Source organism: Kribbella sp. NPDC026611 (genome assembly GCF_040638345.1).
Lineage (GTDB): Bacteria > Actinomycetota > Actinomycetes > Propionibacteriales > Kribbellaceae > Kribbella.
On sequence record NZ_JBEZYC010000013.1, the window covers coordinates 82,998 to 100,849 of the forward strand.

General features: G+C 68.8%; 17 protein-coding genes. 3 read left to right on the forward strand and 14 right to left on the reverse strand.

Translation table 11 applies throughout. The features are described 5' to 3' along the window. Nucleotides 1-4: 4 nt before the first annotated feature. From AB0E69_RS37600 to AB0E69_RS37610, 3 genes are all read right to left on the reverse strand, one after another. Nucleotides 5-1,069, reverse strand: a complete 1,065-nt coding sequence (locus tag AB0E69_RS37600; protein ID WP_360157890.1) for an ABC transporter substrate-binding protein — start codon at nt 1,067-1,069, stop codon at nt 5-7. 30 nt (nt 1,070-1,099) lie between these two features. Continuing rightward, nucleotides 1,100-2,017: a sulfite exporter TauE/SafE family protein gene (locus tag AB0E69_RS37605; RefSeq protein WP_360157893.1), complete on the reverse strand. Its 918-nt coding sequence runs from the start codon at nt 2,015-2,017 to the stop codon at nt 1,100-1,102. A gap of 64 nt (nt 2,018-2,081) precedes the next feature. After that, nucleotides 2,082-2,180, reverse strand: coding sequence for a putative leader peptide (locus AB0E69_RS37610; RefSeq protein ID WP_360157896.1), 99 nt, complete (start codon nt 2,178-2,180; stop codon nt 2,082-2,084). A gap of 139 nt (nt 2,181-2,319) precedes the next feature. Here AB0E69_RS37610 and AB0E69_RS37615 point away from each other — a divergent pair, with 139 nt between their 5' ends. Next, on the forward strand, nt 2,320-4,929 hold the full coding sequence (locus tag AB0E69_RS37615) for a family 78 glycoside hydrolase catalytic domain (protein WP_360157899.1): 2,610 nt from the start codon (nt 2,320-2,322) through the stop codon (nt 4,927-4,929). On the opposite strand, the gene trmB is transcribed toward AB0E69_RS37615, so the two are convergent. The 4 genes from trmB to AB0E69_RS37635 form a co-directional block, all read right to left on the reverse strand. Next, nucleotides 4,910-5,620 carry a tRNA (guanosine(46)-N7)-methyltransferase TrmB gene (trmB, locus tag AB0E69_RS37620; RefSeq protein ID WP_360157902.1) on the reverse strand — a complete coding sequence of 237 codons (711 nt, stop codon included), beginning with the start codon at nt 5,618-5,620 and terminating at the stop codon, nt 4,910-4,912. The genes AB0E69_RS37615 and trmB overlap by 20 nt on opposite strands. A 10-nt stretch (nt 5,621-5,630) precedes the next feature. After that, on the reverse strand, nt 5,631-6,068 hold the full coding sequence (locus AB0E69_RS37625; protein WP_360157905.1) for an SRPBCC domain-containing protein: 438 nt from the start codon (nt 6,066-6,068) through the stop codon (nt 5,631-5,633). Further along, nucleotides 6,065-6,379 carry a helix-turn-helix domain-containing protein gene (locus AB0E69_RS37630; protein ID WP_360157908.1) on the reverse strand — a complete coding sequence of 105 codons (315 nt, stop codon included), beginning with the start codon at nt 6,377-6,379 and terminating at the stop codon, nt 6,065-6,067. The genes AB0E69_RS37625 and AB0E69_RS37630 overlap by 4 nt, the downstream gene beginning before the upstream one ends. A 1,075-nt stretch (nt 6,380-7,454) precedes the next feature. Beyond that, entirely contained in the window at nt 7,455-10,439 is a 2,985-nt protein-coding gene (locus AB0E69_RS37635; protein WP_360157911.1) for a bifunctional [glutamine synthetase] adenylyltransferase/[glutamine synthetase]-adenylyl-L-tyrosine phosphorylase, read from the reverse strand. A gap of 136 nt (nt 10,440-10,575) precedes the next feature. Here AB0E69_RS37635 and AB0E69_RS37640 point away from each other — a divergent pair, with 136 nt between their 5' ends. Then, a complete protein-coding gene (locus AB0E69_RS37640; RefSeq protein WP_360157914.1) occupies nt 10,576-11,058 on the forward strand; it encodes a hypothetical protein in 483 nt (160 codons plus the stop codon). 15 nt (nt 11,059-11,073) lie between these two features. On the opposite strand, the gene AB0E69_RS37645 is transcribed toward AB0E69_RS37640, so the two are convergent. From AB0E69_RS37645 to glnA, 5 genes are all read right to left on the reverse strand, one after another. Continuing rightward, on the reverse strand, nt 11,074-11,346 hold the full coding sequence (locus AB0E69_RS37645; protein ID WP_360157917.1) for a hypothetical protein: 273 nt from the start codon (nt 11,344-11,346) through the stop codon (nt 11,074-11,076). 222 nt (nt 11,347-11,568) lie between these two features. Then, complete coding sequence (locus AB0E69_RS37650) at nt 11,569-11,994, reverse strand: Imm1 family immunity protein (protein ID WP_360157920.1); 426 nt, start codon at nt 11,992-11,994, stop codon at nt 11,569-11,571. Between the two features lie 106 nt (nt 11,995-12,100). Then, on the reverse strand, nt 12,101-13,114 hold the full coding sequence (locus AB0E69_RS37655) for an acyltransferase domain-containing protein (protein ID WP_360157923.1): 1,014 nt from the start codon (nt 13,112-13,114) through the stop codon (nt 12,101-12,103). Nucleotides 13,115-13,976: 862 nt separating this feature from the next. After that, nucleotides 13,977-14,180: a hypothetical protein gene (locus AB0E69_RS37660; RefSeq protein ID WP_360157926.1), complete on the reverse strand. Its 204-nt coding sequence runs from the start codon at nt 14,178-14,180 to the stop codon at nt 13,977-13,979. A 335-nt stretch (nt 14,181-14,515) separates the two neighbouring features. Continuing rightward, on the reverse strand, nt 14,516-15,856 hold the full coding sequence (glnA, locus tag AB0E69_RS37665; protein WP_360157929.1) for a type I glutamate--ammonia ligase: 1,341 nt from the start codon (nt 15,854-15,856) through the stop codon (nt 14,516-14,518). Nucleotides 15,857-16,014: 158 nt separating this feature from the next. Between glnA and AB0E69_RS37670 the strand changes: the two genes are divergently transcribed. Next, nucleotides 16,015-16,422: a hypothetical protein gene (locus AB0E69_RS37670; protein ID WP_360157932.1), complete on the forward strand. Its 408-nt coding sequence runs from the start codon at nt 16,015-16,017 to the stop codon at nt 16,420-16,422. Here AB0E69_RS37670 and AB0E69_RS37675 read toward each other — a convergent pair. Both AB0E69_RS37675 and AB0E69_RS37680 read right to left on the reverse strand, forming a co-directional pair. Continuing rightward, nucleotides 16,348-17,298 carry an HTTM domain-containing protein gene (locus tag AB0E69_RS37675; RefSeq protein WP_360157935.1) on the reverse strand — a complete coding sequence of 317 codons (951 nt, stop codon included), beginning with the start codon at nt 17,296-17,298 and terminating at the stop codon, nt 16,348-16,350. The two genes, AB0E69_RS37670 and AB0E69_RS37675, sit on opposite strands and share 75 nt — an antisense overlap. After that, nucleotides 17,295-17,774 carry a hypothetical protein gene (locus AB0E69_RS37680; RefSeq protein ID WP_360157938.1) on the reverse strand — a complete coding sequence of 160 codons (480 nt, stop codon included), beginning with the start codon at nt 17,772-17,774 and terminating at the stop codon, nt 17,295-17,297. The genes AB0E69_RS37675 and AB0E69_RS37680 overlap by 4 nt, the downstream gene beginning before the upstream one ends. Between the last annotated feature and the right edge of the window lie 78 nt (nt 17,775-17,852).

Sequence of the window (17,852 nt, forward strand, 5' to 3'; positions counted from 1 at the left end):
CCCCTTACTTGGTGTCGAGCCCGGCGGCGTCGACCGCCGGCTTGCCGGCCTTGCTCAGTACGTCGTTCAGCGGGCCGAGGTCCGCGAACCCGGCCACGGTCGGCGCGTCCTTGGCGATCCCGGCGGTGACCTGGTCCTTGGCCAGCTGCGGGAACGTCGACGCGATCGGGTCGGCGGTGATCTGGATGTGGGCGAAGGCGCGATCGATGACGGCCGGCTTCAGCGACTTGCCGGTCGCTTCCTTGAGCTGGGCGTTGACCACGGTCTTCGCGTCGGCCGGGTTGGAGCTGGCGTAGTCGATCGAGGCGACCAGGCCGGAGAGCAGCGCCTTCACCGTCTCGGGATGCTCCTGCAGGAACTGGGTGCGGACGATCAGCACGGTGGTCGGGAACTTCCCGCCGGGCCACAGCGTGGCCTCGTCGAGCAGCACCTTCGCACCGGCGTCGAGGACGAGCCGCGACGACCAGGGCTCGGGCAGCCAGGCCGCGTCGACGTCGCCCTTCTTGAAGGCGTCCAGGGTCTGGGCGTTCTCCAGGTTGGTGACCTTGACCTTGCCGGTCAGGTTGTTCTGCGCCAGCCACTTCTTCAGCGCCACGTCCTGCGTGTTGCCGAGCTGCGGCGTGACGACGGTCTTGCCGACCAGGTCGGCGGGCTTGCTGATCGTCGGCTTGACGACGAGCTGCGCGCCGCCGGACGTCGCGCCGGCGATCAGGCGGACGGCTTCGCCGTGCGACTTCGCGTAGGCGTTGATCGCGGGGCCGGAGCCGATGAACGACGCGTCGAGCGAGCCGCCGAGCAGCGCTCCGACGGCCTCCGGGCCGGCGTTGAACTTGGTCGGGACGAGCTTGGTGCTCCCGAGCTCCTTGGTGAACAACCCCTTGCCGAGGCCGAGGAGCGCGGCGGCGTGGGTGACGTTCGGGAAGTAGCCGAGCCGTAGCTCGGTGGCCGGGCCCTTGTCGGTGGAGGCCGCGGCGGTCTCGTCGCCGCGGTCGGCGCGCGAGCAACCTGCGGCCGCGACAACGAGTGTGAGGGTTGCGGCGAGCAAGCGGGCAGGACGGAAGATGCGCACTGGAATGCCTTTGTTTTGTGGGAGAAAGAGTCAGGCGACGGGTTCGAGCTCGCGCTCGCGGGCGGGGACTGTCGCTGTCCCTGTCGCTGTCGAAGTACGGCGGTTCGCGAGCCGGATCCCGTAGGTGACGATGGCGGCCCAGCCGGCGACGAGCGCGGCGTACACGGCGAACCGCGGTCCGGTGGTCACGTCGAGGCCGTTGAGCAGCGTGCGTGCGTTGGTCAGGATCAGCACCAGGCCGACGCCGACACCGAGCCAGCGGGTGGCCAAGCGGGACACCAGCCACGCGGCCAGCGGCGCCGCGAGTACGCCGCCGATCAGCAGCGCGGCGACGATGCCGTACGGGAGGTTGTTCTTGCCGAGCCCGAACAGGAAGCCGATGCTGGCGGCGACCGAGACCATGAACTCGGCCGCGTTCACCGAGCCGACCGCGCGGCGTGGCGCGAGCTTGCCGCTGGACAGCAGCGCGGAGTTCGCGACCGGGCCCCAGCCGCCACCGCCGGTGGCGTCGATGAAGCCGGCCACGAGACCGAGCGGTCCGAGGAACTTCCCGGCCGGACGGCCCTCGATCACGGCCCGCACCTTGCCGGTACCGAACCGGACCAGGATGTAAAAACCGAGCAGGAGCAGCAGACCGGCGACCCACAACGCGGCCGAGTCGGTCGACAGGCTGGACAGGAACGTAGCGCCCGCGAACGCGCCGACTGCGCCCGGTGCGCCGATCAACGCGACCACACGCCAGTCGACGTTGCCGAACCGCCAGTGCGACAGGCCGGAGGCAAGCGTGGTGCCGACCTCGGCGAGGTGCACGGAGGCCGAGGCGACGGCCGGGGTGATGCCGGTGATCAGCAGGGCGGTGCTGGCGGTGACGCCGTACGCCATGCCGAGGGTGCCGTCGACGAGCTGGGCGACAGCGCCCAGCAACGCGATCAGGATGAGACGACGCACGGGACTGCTCCTACGGGTCGGGTGCGGAGACAGGCAGTAGCTGGAGCGAGCTGGAGCTGAGGTGCTACGCCGTGCGCCGACAACCGGAGGAGTTCACCCGGAGCAGATCGACGTGCCGACGACGCGTGAGCGCGTCGCCGGGCGCGTTCGAGACGATCTGCATAGGACTATGAAAGCGGACAAAGTCGAGCAATTTGCTCAGGTTTCACATGCTGGGACAAATATCCGCTATGTGACCGCAGCGCTGTCCGTGTCCGGACATTTGGGTGGCGGGCTGCGGGCGCGGCTTCCAGACTTGCTGCGTGACTCTTCTGCCGGACGGCTGGACGCCGGGTGGTCCATTGACCGCCACGACCCTCAAGACCGAGTACGCGGTTCGCCCGTTGGGGACCGATGTTTCGCGACCGCGGCTGAGTTGGGTCGCTTCCGCGCCGGGGTACGGCGGGACGCAGACGGCGTACCAGGTGCTGGTCGCCGCCTCGGATGGGTTTGAGGATGCGTGGGACTCGGGGAAGGTCGAGTCGGCGCGGACGTTCGGCGTGGAGTACGAGGGGCCGTCGGCTGCGCGGACGCGGTACTACTGGAAGGTCCGGTTGTGGGACGGTCTGGACCGGATCGGCTCTTGGTCCGAGCCCTCGTGGTTCGAGACTGGACTGCTGGACGAGGGCTTCCTCGGGGCTCGCTGGATCGGTGGAATGACCGAGAGCGCGCCGCTGCTTCGGCGCGGTTTCTCGGTCGACGGGGCCGTGCGGCGGGCGCGGCTGTATGCGAGCGGGCTCGGGTATGCGGATCTGCGACTGAATGGTCGGGCGGTCAGCGATGCGGTGCTGGACCCGGGTTTTACTGCTTACGACCACACCGTTTTGTACAGCGCGCACGATGTGACCGAGCTGCTTCAAGCCGGCGACAACGTGGTCGGGGCCGAGCTCGGGCGTGGGTTCTTTGGGATGAACTCGCCGAACGTGTGGCGGTGGCACCAGGCACCGTGGACGGCGGACCCGCGGTTGATCGCGCGGCTGGTGATCGAGTACGACGACGGGCGGACGGCTGAGGTCGTCACGGACTCGTCGTGGCGGATCACGGGTGGACCGACGCTGTCGGACTCGCTCTATCTCGGCGAGACGTACGACGCCCGGAGGGCGCTCCCCGGGTGGGACACGCCTGGGTTCGACGACGCGGGCTGGGCTGCGGCGGAGATCGTTGCGGCGCCGGCGGGGAGATTGGTGGCGCAGGCCCACGAGCCGATCCGAGTGGTCGAGACGGTCTCGCCGGTGGACGTTTCCGAAGTGCGGCCGGGGGTGTGGATCGCCGACTTCGGACGGACCGTGGCTGGGTGGACCGAGCTGACCGTGACCGCGCCGGCCGGGACCGTCGTTGGCCTGACCCATGGCGAGACAGTTGCTGATGGCAACGTGGTAGCGGTCAACCAGCACGTCGAGGGCGACCGGATCCAGCGGGACGAGTATGTTGCCGCGGGCACCGGGGTGGAGACGTGGGAGCCGAAGTTCTCCTACAAGGGCTTCCGGTACGTGCAGATCGAGGGCGCTCCGGCGCAGGTGCGGATGCGGGTGGCGAACTCGGACGTCGCGAGCGTGACCCGGTTCGAGTCGTCGCAGGCGCCGTACGGGCAGTTCGAGCGTGCGATGCGGCGGACGATCCTGAGCAACCTGCACGGGATCCCCACGGACACGCCGTTCTACGAGAAGAACGGGTGGACCGGCGACGCGCAGGTCGGTGCGCCGACGATGCTCGCAACGCTCGACCTGGCGCGGTTCTTCACCAAGTGGCTCGGGGACATCCGGGACAGCCAGGCGGAGTCCGGGCAGCTGCCGGTGATCGTGCCGTCGAGCGGGTGGGGGTTCAGCGAGCTGTCCCCTGCGACCGAGTGGCCGACGGTGTACCCGTTCCTGCTGCGCGAGCTCTACCGGTGGTACGGCGACGAGCGGCTGCTCCGGGAACACTGGGAAGCGCTGTCTCGGTATCTCGGCTGGGAGCTCGGGCGGGTCGAGGACGGGCTGTCGGTGAGCGTGCTCGGCGACTGGTTGCCGCCGGGGTACAGCAACGGGCCGGCGCCGGAAGACCGGCGGCTGACGGGTACGGCGTACCTGTACCGGGCGCTACTCGCGGCCGCGGAGATCGGCGAGCTCATTGGGCAGCCCAACGAGTACCGTAAGGTGGCGAGCGAGCTCGCGGACGGGTTGAACCGGGCGTTTCTCGACCGGGAGGCCGGGCGGTACCGGTCGGCCGACGATCCGGACTACCGGCAGACGTCGAACGCCGTACCGCTTGCCTTCGGCATCGTTCCGGACGAGCTGGTGCCGGTGGTCGCGGCCGGGTTGGCTGCGGATGTCGAGGCGCGTGGGTTCCACCTGAACACGGGGTGTTTGGGCGTCGGCGTGCTGCTGCCGGTGCTGACCGAGCACGGGTACGGCGAGGCGGCGACGAAAGTGGCGTTGCAGCGGACGTACCCGAGCTGGGGGCACTGGTTCGAGCTGGGCGCGGACACGATGTGGGAGATGTGGGAGGACGACTCGCGGTCGCGGAACCACTACTTCCAAGGGACTGTCGTGCAGTGGATCTTCGAGAACGTTGCCGGGTTGCGGGTCGCCGGCGCGGGCTGCGAGCGGATCGTGGTGCGGCCGGACGCGCGCGGATCGGTCGGCTCGGCGAGTATCCGGACCGAGACGATTCGCGGGCGGGTGGCGGTCGCGTGGAAGCAGCGGAGCCGGGTGTTCTCGCTCGAGGTACTGGTGCCGGTCGGGGCTACGGCCGAGGTGCATGTGCCGTCGGCGGTGGGGTCGGACGTGAGCGTCGTGCCGGCGCCGTTCGCGGGGTCAGCGACGTACGCCGATGGGTGGGCTGTTTACACGGTGGGCGCCGGGCAGTGGCACTTCACCAGCCGGTCGGCGTGAGCTTGGTGTAGATCAGGTCGCGGACGTCGCGACCCTCGGCCTGGGCCCGGGACTCGAACTTGGTGACCGGGCGCCACTCGGGGCGCGGGGCCCAGCCGGCGTACTGGTTGCGCAGCGACGGCTCGGCCTCGCACACCTTTCGCATGCTGTCGGCGTAATCGGCCCAATCGGTTGCCAGGTGCAACGTCCCGCCGGGTTGCAGGCGGGAGGCGATCAGGGCGACGAACGGGGCGGTGACGAGGCGGCGTTTGTGGTGCCGCTTCTTCGGCCACGGGTCGGGGAAGTAGATGCGTACGCCGGCCAGCGTGCCGGGGCTCACGTGGTCGCGGAGGAAGTCGAGCGCGTCGCCCTTCAGCAGGCGGACGTTGTCGAGGCCGTACTTCTCCACCCACAACATCAGCTGCCCGAGGCCGGCCGGGTAGACCTCGGCAGCCACGTGGTTGACCTCGGGTGCGGTGACGGCGAGCTGAGCGGTCGCCTCACCCATGCCGGAGCCGATCTCCAGGACGGTCGGCGCGTCGCGGCCGAACCACTCGGCGAGGTCCAGCGGACCGGGTGGGAGATCCTCCTGCATCCGGCCCAGCTCGGACCAGTGCGACTGCCAGACCCGCTGCTGCCCCACCGTCATCCGGACACTCCGCCGGACGGTGCTGAAGACACCCGCCTGCCTGACCTGCTCCTTCGCCTCCACCAGCACGAGTTTAAGGCGTGCTGATCTCCAGGACCTTGCCGGTCTCCAGGTAGGTCTTGAGGTTGGCGAGAATCGGCGACCAGCCAATGCGCCAGCCCTCGACCTGGTCCGCGGTGATCTCGTCGTGCACGACCTGCAGCTTCACCACGGACGGACCGGCCGACTCGATCGTGAACGTGACGCGGCTCGCCGGGACGTCCTTTACTGACTCGTTCTTGAAGGTGTAAGCGAGCGTCTTCGGTTCGTCGTACACGAGCACGTCACCGGAGTCGGTCAGGCTGTCGTCGGCACTGTCGTAGAACCGCACCGGGTCACCGACACTCCAGGCCGACTCGATCCGACGACCGAACCAGTAGAGCTGAGTGAACGCGCCCGAGGTCAGCGCCTCCCACAACTTCTCCGGGGTCGTCTCGATGTAGGTCACGTGAATCATCGCCGGCTTACTCATGCTCTCTCCTCCAATGCCGCCTTCAGCGCACTGAGCGCTCGGAGCTTGTCGCGCTCGTAGTTACTCAGCCACCGCTCGGCGATCTCGTTGATCGGCACAGGATTCAGGTAATGCAACTTGTGACGCCCCCGCCGGACAGTCACCACCAGGTTGGCGTCCTCCAGAATCCGCAGGTGCTTCGTCACCCCCTGCCGGGTCAGGTCAGGCAGCAGCTCACACAACTCGAGCAAGCTCTGCCCATTCCGCTCCCGCAAAGCATCCAGCAACCGCCGACGCCCATCATCAGCAAGCGCCTTGAACACCAACTCCACCCCACCACCATAGGCAACCAAAAGGTTGCCTGTCAATCCACCTCTCCCCACAGCCTTACGCCAAGTCGCCGCCCTTCCCCACCCACAGCCCACCCCACAAGAGCAGTTGCCCACGCGCCGACCCCTTCTCCACCCTCCCCCGACCGAGCCCCTCCCCTGGCCCCTGGGCGCAGCAGCACACTCGCCGTACCTGACCACCGGCCGTCCCCGCACCACCCGCAGCACCTTCGCCACTACCCGCCCCCGGGGCTTCTTCCGTACCCGCCGTACCAGCTGCACGCGCCGCACACGTCCGCGTCCCGCCGTACCCGCCGTACGGGCAGCGCCCGCAGCGGCCGCAACACCCGCGGGACGCTCGTCGTACCAGCTGTCCCCGACTGCCGTACGCCTGCGTCACCGCGGCACTCGACGCTCCTGCCAACATCACCCCTGCCGCTGGGTCCTGCGGCTTTGCTGCTTCCCGCCGTACCTACGGCAACCTGCGGCACGCGCCGAACGACCTGTAGCCCGCCGGAGCCCGCAGCACCCTCGCGCTAACAGCTGCACCCGACGTCCCCGCCGTACCCGCGACACCTACAGCCCGCACGCGGTACCAGCTGCACCCGCCGCACACGTCCGCGTCCCGCCGTACCCGCCGTACCGGCAGCACCCGCAGGACGCTCGCCGTACCAGCTGTCCCCGACTGCCGTACGCCTGCGTCGCCGCCGCAACCGCCGCCGTACCCGACGCTCCTGCCAACGCCAGCCGTGCCGCCGGGTCCTGCGGTTTAGCTGTTTCCCGCCGTACCTACGGCAACCTGCAGCACCCTGCGCCGCCCGACCTGTAGCCCGCCGGACCCCGCAACACCTGCAGCACTCTCGCGCTAACAGCCGCACCCGACGTCCTCGCGGTACCCGCGGCACCTACAGCACGTGCGCCGTACCAGCTGCACCCGCAGCACCCTCGCGCTAACAGCTGCACCCGCCGTACCCGCCGAACTCCTACACGTCCCCGCGGCACCTACAGCACGTACGCAGTACCAGCTGCACCCGCCGCACCCGCAACACCGGCAGCACGCTCGGCGTACCTGCTGGGGTTAGTCGTCCCAGAAGAGGTGGGCGACTGTGTTGCTGGCTCGGCGGGTTGTTCGGAGGTAGTGGTCGTGGAAGGCGCTGGATTCGCCGGGTGGGTAGCCGCAGATCTGGGCGACTGCGGCCAGGTCGCGGGGGTCTCGGGGTAGGGAGTCGCTGGGGCGGCCGCGGACGAGCATGACGGCGTTGCGGACGCGGGTGGCGAGCTCCCAGGCGGAGCGGAGGGTGTCGGCCTCGGTGGGGTCGATCAGGTTGGCTTCCACGCCGGCCCGCAGCGCACCGATCGTGCGGGTGGTTTGCAGGCTGGGGACGCGGTGGGCCTCGCGGAGCTGCAGGAGTTGGACGGTCCACTCGATGTCGGCCAGTCCACCGCGACCGAGTTTGGTGTGGGTCGCCGGGTCGGCGCCGCGCGGCAGCCGTTCGGCGTCGACACGCGCCTTGATCCGCCGGATCTCCCGCACGTCCCGCTCGCTCAACCCCGCCGCCGGATACCGCAGCGGGTCGATCAGCGCGCGAAACGCCTCGCACAACTCGACATCGCCACACAGCGGATCGGCCCGCAGCAACGCCTGCGCCTCCCACACCGCCGACCAGCGCGCGTAGTAGGAGGCGTACGACGCCAACGTCCGTACCAGAGGCCCTTGCCGACCCTCCGGCCGCAGATCCGCATCAACCGCGACCGCCGGATCGGCCCCCGGCAACGCCAGCAACCGCCGCAGCTCCGTCGCCACCTGCGTCGCGAAGTCGGTCGCCGCCTTCTCCTCGGCACCCGGCAGCGGATCGTGCACGAACATCACATCCGCATCGCTGCCGTACCCGAGCTCATGTCCCCCGAACCGCCCCATCGCGACGATCGCCATCCGCGTCGGCTCCGGCTTCCCCTTCGCGACCGCCCGCCGCGCGACTTCGAGCGCCGCGCTCAACGTCGCGACCGAGATCGCCGTCAACCCCAGCCCGACCGTCTCGACGTCCAGCAGCCCGGACAGGTCAGCCGCCGCGGTCCGGAACAGCTCGCGCCGCCGCGCCGCACGGATCGCCGCCACCGCCGCGACCGGATCGTCCTGTCGGCGCGCCGCCGCCGACATCTCCGACAGCAGGCCCTCCTGCGTCCGCGGCACCAGCTCCCGATCGTCCGCGAGCATCGCCGTCGCTTCCGGCGCCCGCTGCAGCAGGTCGACGGCGTACCGACCGCTGGCCAGCAGGTGCGCCAGCCGCTCGGCGGACGCGCCCTCGTCGCGCAACTGACGCAGGTACCACGGTGTCGATCCGAGCGCGTCCGAGATCGTGCGGAACGCGAGCAGCCCGGCATCCGGGTCCGGCGACTCCGCGAACCACCCGAGCATCGCCGGCAGCAGCGCCTTCTGGATCGACGACCGCCGCGACACCCCTTCGGACAGCGCCTCGATGTGCCGCAGCGCCGATGCGGGATCGGCGTACCCGAGGGCCGTCAGCCGCTGCTTGGCCGCCTCCGGCGTCAGCCGCACCTCGTCGCCGGGGATCCGCGCGACCGCCGCGAGTAGCGGCCGGTAGAACAGCTTCTCGTGCAGCCGCCGTACCTCGAGCCCGTGCTTCTTCCACGCCGCGGTGAGGTCGTCGACCGGGTTCTTGGTGAAGCCGAGCGACCGCCCGAGCCGCCGCAGGTCGTCCTCGTCCTCGGGCACCTGATGGGTACGACGCAACCGGTAGAGCTGGATGCGATGCTCCATCGACCGCAGGAACCGGTACGCGTCCGCGAGTACGGCGCCGTCCGTCCGGCCGACGTACCCCCTGGTCGTCAGCGACTCCAGCGCCACCAGCGTCGTACCGCTCCGGACCTTGTCGTCGCTCCGGCCGTGCACGAGCTGCAGCAGCTGTACGGCGAACTCCACGTCGCGCAACCCACCCGGCCCGAGCTTCAGCTGGCGATCCACATCCGCCGCCGGGATGTGGTCGATCACGCGCCGCCGCATCGCCTGGACGTCGTCGACGAAACCCTCACGGTCGGCCGCCGACCAGACCAGCCCGCCGATCATCTCGACGTATCGCTGCCCGAGCTCGGCGTCGCCGGCGATCGGACGCGCCTTGAGCAGCGCCTGGAACTCCCAGGTCTTGGCCCAGCGCTGGTAGTACGCCTGGTGGCTGTCGAGCGTGCGGACGAGCGGGCCAGACTTCCCCTCCGGCCGGAGCGCGGCATCGACCGGCCAGAGCGTGCCCTCGCCGGTGTGCGCCGAGCAGATCCGCATCGCGGCCGCGGCGAGGTTGGAGGCGGTCTTGAGCGCCGGTGCTTCCGGCTCGCCGTCGAGCGGCTCGGCGACGAACAGGACGTCCACGTCGCTCACGTAGTTCAGCTCGCGGCCGCCACACTTGCCCATGGCAATGATCGCCAGCCGGCAGTCAGCGGCGGCGGGGTGCGCGGCGAAGTACTCGTTGCGGGCGATCCGCAACGCGGTCTCGAGCGCTCCCCCGGCGAGATCCGCGAGTACGGCGGCCACCTCGTCGACCAGCAGCCCTTCGGCCAGGTCGCGCGCGGCCAGCCGGAGCAGCAACCGCCGGTACTCGACGCGCAGCGCGTCAACCGGGTGCTCGGCGTCGACCGCGGTGGCGAGCAGGGCCGCGACATCGTCCGGCGACGGCCGCGTTCCGGCGAGGGCCGGGTCGGCGAGGTCGTACCAGTGCCGCGGGTGTACGGCGAGATGCCGGCCGAGGGCCTCGCTCGCGCCGAGGACGTACACGAGCCGGCGGCGGAAGTCGTCGTCCATTTCCAGCGTCCGCGCGAACGCGGAGACGTCGTACTCGTGGCGGTGCAGCGACTCGGCCATCCCGCACAGGCCGAGCAGCGCGAGATCCGGATCGGCGGACTCCGAGAGCGTCGTGATCAGCTGCTCGGTGACGATCGGGCTCTGCGCGTCCAGCCGGTCGAGCTCCTCCAGCCGCACCCCGGCGCGGTGCGGATCCGCGAACCCGAGCCGGGCCAGCCGGCCTTCCCACGACCCCATCCGCCCATCCGCCACCACCGCAGGTTATCCGGCCGCCCGGTGGTGGGATGATGGGGACATCGCAGAGAGGTCGCGAAATGGTTGCGGTGAATACACGGCGTTGTGTAGCGAATTCGCTCAGTAATGGGCATGATGGCTCACCATGGTGATGATGACGGGGACGCTCGCGGTGCGCGGGACGGTGGTGTGGCTGACACCGCAGCAAGGCGGGCGGGTGTCGGGCCCGCCGGAGCCTGACTACGACTACGACTACACGGCGACCGCCTACCTCCCGCCGCGAACACCCGAGGACGGCCAGGCCGGGATCGCGCTGCGCCGGTTCGCACCGGGCGCGTGGCGGACGTCGACCGAGGGAATGCTCGTGCCCGCAGTCGGTTACCGCGCCCAGCAGGTGATCCCCGGTTGCATCGTGGTGATCACCGAAGGAGTCCGCCCGGTCGGACTACTGACAGTCGAGGAAGTCCACGCGCTCGCCGCCGACGGTACGCCGATGTTCCCGGCCGCAGAGTCGTTGCCACCGGCACCATCGACTCCCACCCCGACCGACCCGCCGTACCGCCACTCAACCGCAGCCGCCCGCTGGACCTCCCAACACGCCTCAGACGACGCCCCACCGCAGACCGCCGGCGTCTGACCACTCTTCGCTCGGTCAGACGGGGTCGGTAAATGAGACGGGCTTGCCGGTGGCGCGGGCGTACGCGATCTCCCGGCTCGTGGACTCGCCGACATACCCACCGGGGTTGACCACCAGAACCCGGTCAGCCAGGTCGATCTTCCGCAGGTGAAGTGCGCCCAGCGCAGTCTTCTGCTCGTCGGTGATCTCGTCGGTCTCGCGATCCCCGGGACGACTGAGGACGGCTGGCGCGACGACAATGACACCAGCGAGAGTCAGGCCGCGGTTAGCCGCAAGCATCTCCTCCATAAACCGGGCCGAACCACAGACACACACAATCTCAGGCCGGTCGCTCACAGCTCAGCCCTTCGTCTTGAGATGCACGAGCCGACAGCTTACGCAGCCGCACCGCGGCCTACTCCACATCCGACCGTCGTCCGATACGACCTGGCTGATGCCTGCAGAGAAGCGAAGACGGGGCGGAACAGAATCTGGGCGAATGTCCAGCCGACGACGGAGAGCTGGTTAGTCTTAATCCGTCGCGACCTGCCATGCCACCGACCCCGGCCGCTGGCCGCCAGCGACGAACTCTTGAACCGCACGGCGAATCTGCTGGATGGGTAGTTCGGAGTCGGCCGGGAACTCGCGGCCGCTACCGGTGTAGTAGTAGGTGGGGTCGGTGTCAGCGTGAGATACGCCCTTGGTGTAGTACGTCCCGGCACCGCCCATGTAGCGCAGTGCCCCGACGTCGCCATCCTGATTGTTGATCGCGACGAGCAGCTCGTGATCGGGGACCCCAGCTGCGTTGAGGCGGCCTTCGACGTACAGCGCAGCGACGGAGTTGCTGTAGTCCTCTGTAAGTAAGCCGTCGATCAACTGGTCAACATCAGCCGCGGTCTCAAGGCGCTGCGGTTGGTCGCCGTGCTCGTGCTTGTAGTAGGCCTTGACCACAGTCATGAGGCCTCCGTTTCTCCGTAGTAGGTCTTCTTGTAGTCGTCCGGCCCGTACACCACCGGCACCGGTGCGGCGCCGGTCACCGCGTGGCCCGAACTGGTTCTTACCTTTAGTGCGTGCGGAGCCAGCCGGTCTGGTTGTGCCAATGCCCGCCGCTTCGCAGGTGAGTCACGATCGCGCGCTCAAGCGTGGTCCGCTGAGGTAACTCGTCAAGAAGCGCACCGGGTACGTCGTCCCCGTCGAAACGCCGGTGAAAGACGTGCTCGATTGGCGCCCAGTCGGCTCTGACGCGATCGGTGAACGTCGTAAAACGCCGCTGAAATCTCAGGATGTTCGACGTCGAGGGCAGGTACTGCGTCAACTGCTCATCCATCAACCAGGAGTGACAGGCAAACCCAACCACCCGCTCCGGAAACTGCCCAGCCAGCGCGATTGCGCGCGCAAACGAGGCGTCGCATGCTTCGTCGGTCAACGGCGTACGACTGGCTGGAACGTGGGTGTTGAGAACACTCTCACCTACCTGGAGAAACTCATGCTCGCCGCTCTCCGGACAAGACCTCTCAAATCCAAGCCTGCCGAGCCGAAACCCCACACCGGTGAACACCAACGGCAAACCCCACGTGGCATCCAACCCCGCCCGCCCCGTCAGCCGACGCGACGAGGCGAGCTCGTCTCCCAACGCACTCAGCGAATCCCAGGATTCCTCGTCGGTGAGCCCGATCGCCGCGTGATAATCCCGCACCTGCGGCACCACCGCCAAAAACACCCAAACAAATAAGTGCCGCCCGACAGCCCCGGTGCGATCAGGCAGCGCACGCCAAGCCGGATCACCCGCCCGCCGCTGCCCCATCTGCGCCAGTAACAACCGGTAAGACCGGTCGAGCACCCACCACAACTCAGGCTCCCGCCTCACATCGGGCCGAGCCGCCAACGTCGACTCCCGATCAGCCTCCTCAAGCCCGAGTCTGGCAAGCAGTCGCGCCGCAACCCCCTCAGCCGGCAACACAACCTCCGGCCCACCGACCCGCGACACAGGCGCCAGGCGCGCCATCACCTCACCGGCCAACCCCAGCCGCCGCGAAACATCCCCCGCACTCAACCCTCGCCACCCAACGGCCATCATCCACACCCCTCACTCGAGAGCCTGCAAACAGACTCATCTCAAGGGGGGACCTAAGGGTTTCCCTCCAACAAACTAGCAGCCAGGCCCCCGGCCGAGCCTGATGGAACCTGGGCACGGAACGATGGACCCCCAACGCCACGCCCGACAAACACAAGTCCACAGCCCCCCCGGCTGGCACTACCAGCAGTACCCGTAACAGCAGTCCATTCACGAGGGACGCCAGCCCACGGCAGTCGCCCGCGAGCGCAGCGAGCAACTCCGCGGCGGCAGCCGCGAAACCCGCGAGCGCAGCGAGCAACTCCGCGGCGGCAGCCGCGAAACCCGCGAGCGCAGCGAGCAACTCCCGGCGCCAGCCGGGAACACCGGGGCGCCCGCCTTGAACAAGCAGGGTGGGTCGGGCGGCGCGTAGCACGACGACGAAGAAGCTGTGCGTAGTACGCGATGGGACTACCAGCAGCACCATGCGCAAGCGGTACGGCGCGTAGTACGCCAGCCCGGGCTAGTCGCGCTCACCACCTTGTCCGACGCCAGGAGCCGATCCGCGTGCGTTACCGCGCCGGCTTCCCTCCATTCGGTGAGATCTCCGGAACAAAAATGCCACCTGGTGACACTTAATCTCCGAAGATCCCATGCCCCCCAGGCTGAGTCGAACCACCTCAGCCCATCACCAGCAGTACGACAAGTAGTGCGCCCGCCCGGGTAGTCACCCGCGAGCGGCAGCTCGCAACACCGCGAGCCCAGCGAGCGAACCCCGGCACTAGCCGGGAGCACCGGAGCACGCGCCCCGAACAACAGGGCGGCCGGAGCGGCGCGTAGCACGGCGACGAAGGAGCCGCGCGTAGCACCGCGCTGGGTTAACCACCTACACCACGCGCCAGCAGTACGACGAGTAGTACGCCAGCCCGAGGTAGTCACCCGCGAGCGGCAGCGAGCAACCCCGCGGCGCCAGCCGCGAACCCGCGAGCGCAGCGAGCAACTCCCGGCGCCAGCCGGAAACCGCGAGCGGCAGCTCGCAACCTGCGAGCGCAGCGAGCAGAACCGGCGCCAGCCGGGAACACCGGGGCACTCGCCCCGAACGAGCAGGGTGGGTGGGGCGGCGCGTAGCTCGGCGACGAAGGAGCCGCGCGTAGCACCGCGATGGGACTACCAGCAGCACCACGTACCAGCAGTACGACGAGTAGGACGCCAGCCCCGAGGTAGTCACCCGCGAGCGGCAGCGAGCAAGTCGCGGCGGCAGCCGCGAACACGCGGGCGGCAGCCCGCAACAAGCCAGCGCTAGCTGGCAGCACGCCGGCGTTAAGCCGGAGGGTGGGTGGGAGGGCGCGTAGTGGCTGCGGCGGAGGAGCGTAGCGACGACAGAGCGGGCGCGGAGTGCGCGTGGGGAGGCTGTGTGGGAAGGACTTACAGGACGGGGAGGAGTTTGTTGAGTTCGAAGGGGGTTACCTGGCGGCGGTAGTCCTGCCATTCGGCGCGTTTGTTGCGGAGGAAGAAGTCGAAGACGTGTTCGCCGAGCGTTTCGGCGACCAGTTCGCTGTCTTCCATGGCGGAGATGGCTTCGGCGAGGCTGCCGGGGAGGGGTTTGATGCCCAGGGCCTTGCGTTCGCGCGGCGTGAGCGACCAGATGTCGTCCTCGACCTCGGCGGGGAGCTCGTAGCCTTCCTCGATGCCCTTCAGGCCGGCGGCCAGCATGAGGGCGAAAGCCAGGTACGGATTCGTGGCGGAGTCCAGCGAGCGGAACTCCACACGCGAGGACTGACCCTTGTGCGGCTTGTACATGGGGACGCGCACCAGAGCAGACCGGTTGTTGTGACCCCAGGAGACGAACGACGGCGCCTCGTCGCCAACAGCGAGACGCTTGTACGAGTTGACCCACTGGTTCGTCACCGCGGTGATCTCACCCGCATGCTGCAGCAGCCCGGCGATGAACGCCCGCCCGGTCTTCGACAGCTGGTACTGCGCCCCGCCCTCGAAGAACGCGTTCCGGTCGCCTTCGAACAGCGACATGTGGGTATGCATCCCGGATCCGGGCTGGTCCGACAGCGGCTTCGGCATGAAGGACGCGTAGATGCCCTGGGACAACGCGACCTCCTTCACCACCACGCGGAACGTCATGATGTTGTCCGCGGTCGACAGCGCGTCGGCGTACCGCAGGTCGATCTCCTGCTGTCCCGGACCGCCCTCGTGGTGGCTGAACTCGACCGAGATCCCCATCGACTCCAGCATCGTGATCGCCTCGCGGCGGAAGTCGTTGCCGATGCCCTGCGGCGTGTGGTCGAAGTACCCGGACGAGTCGACCGGCTCCGGCGTCGTCCCCGGGGCGCCGGTCAGCGACCTGAACAGGTAGAACTCGATCTCCGGGTGCGTGTAGAACGTGAACCCCAGCTCGGCGGCCTTCGAGAGGGTCCGCTTCAGCACATGACGAGGATCGGCGAACGACGCCGACCCGTCCGGCATGTTGATGTCGCAGAACATCCGCGCGGTGCCCATCGTCTCGCCCCGCCAGGGCAGGATCTGGAACGTCGACGGGTCCGGCTTGGCCAGCATGTCCGCCTCGGTCACCCGCGCGAACCCCTCGATCGCCGACCCGTCGAACCCGAGCCCCTCGGCGAAGGCGTTCTCCAGCTCCGCCGGCGCCACCGCGACCGACTTGAGGAACCCGAGCACGTCGGTGAACCACAGCCGCACGAAGCGTACGTCGCGCTCCTCCAGCGCGCGCAGCACGAACTCCTGCTGCTTGTCCATCAGGTCCACCTCTCCACCGAAACCACTCGAAACCACCTGGAACAACCCGAAACAACTCAAACGAGTGCGGGACTCTCACAGTGTGCCCCGCCTCTGTTAAGCAGACGTTACGTGCCGGGGCGGACAACCGGGCGCCGAGGGGCCTAGCGTGTCCCCTTGTGCGGACGATCTTCCACGTAGCCCTCGCCGTGGCCGGGATCCTCTGCGTCAGCGACCTGCTGCTCAGCACCGGACGGTTCGTCCAGTCGCTGCGGCACCGGCGCGGCGCGGAGCGGGACGTGCTGGGCCGCCGCTGGCTGCCGATCCCGGAGCTCGGGTTCGGCATGGTCGCGTTCTGCTGCCCCGGGCTCGTCACGCTCGGCCTGACCCACCACGACGCCGACAACCTGCCGACGAAGCAGATCCTGCTCGCCGCGGTCGTCTTCGGGTACGCCGGTGCCGTCCTCTCCCGCATCGTCCGTACTCCGGGTCCCGGTGGCCGCCGCTTCCGGCTACGCGCCGGCCTGCTGCTCGGCCTGCCGGCCCTGTTCGGCCTGGTCTTCGGCCTCTCGGGCGTCGCGGTCTGAGGCAGCCCGCCCTGACTCCAGCCGGCGTGACCCCAGCCGGCCTGGCGCAGTACGGCGGACCCGCCACCACGGCACGATCCGCTCCAACGGCGCGAACGCCAGCCAGCACACCACCGTCGGCAGGAAGTGGATCAGCAGAATCACTGTGTTCGCCACGTGGAACCCGATGAAGAACAGCGCCCCGAACAACTGCCACCGCCCCCGCACGAACAGGATCAGCGGCGACAGGAATTCCCCGATGATCCCGACCCACTGCATCACGTGCAGGATCCACGGGTAGTGCAGCAACCACTCCCCCACCGGGTGCGGCCGCCGCACGATCGCCCAGGTCAGGATCGCGCTCCCCGGCCAGGTCAGCGCCCACCCCGCACCCCGCAGCTTCGCGATCGCGGACAGGAAGTACGTCGCGATCACGCAGATCTGGATGCACCGGATCGCCCACCCGGCAGCTTCCGTCCGGGTCTGGTCGCCGAACGACGCGCGTCCGCGGGAGCCGGCGCGTACGGTCGGAAGGGCCCAGAGCGCGATCACCAGCGCGAGGTGATCGTGGTCGACCTTCCCGTCGCTCATCCCGATCAGCACCCACCACGTGAACGCGGGCGCGACGATCCACCCGGCGATCCGCGGGAAGTAGTTCGATGCACCGACCAGGCAGGCGACGATCAGGACGACGTACAGGACAGTCGTGTTGGCGACCGACGGCCTCGGCAGGTCGAGCAGCCGGGCGAGCAGCAACGGCTGGTAGAGCCCTGGGTGCTCACCCTTGTCGCGGGTGTCGCGGACGAACGCGTGCATGTCGAGGATGACGAACAAGTACAGAACAGTGCGCAGCCACGCGACCCGCGCCAGCGCGATCGCCGGAGTGAACCAGCTCATTTGCGCACCTCCCAGGTCGCCAGCACCTGGGACGTGGGCGGTCCCTCGACCCGTCCCTTCACCAGTTGAGTGGTGTCACGGATCAGCTCGAGCTTCACGTACTTCGGCTGGTCCGGATGCTTCCGCGCCCACCCGTCCGCGACCTGCTGCAGCAGCGACGGGTTCTTGACGATCTCCCCGGCGCGCGCCTCGATCTCGGCCCGGGCGACGCCGGCGCCCTCGATGTTCAGCGGTACGTCGACCGTCGTACCGGCGTCCGTGAGCGCGCTGATCCGGGTGTAGTCGATCTTCGCGTCGTCCGCGACGGAACCGGCGTACTGCGACATCGGACCGAACGGCCACGCGTCGTCGGAGGCGCGGACCGATCCGTTGATCAGCAGCCCGATGCCGACCACCGCGACGAGGACCCGCACGGTCTTGCCGGCCCTCCCCAGGCGGACGTCGCCCGGCTGCTCACGATCTGTCACGCCGGTCATTAGATCATTCCGGTTTCGGGACCGAGTTAGTAGGGAATTTTCTGGAACATGACCGCCCCAGAAAATATCCAACGTGCC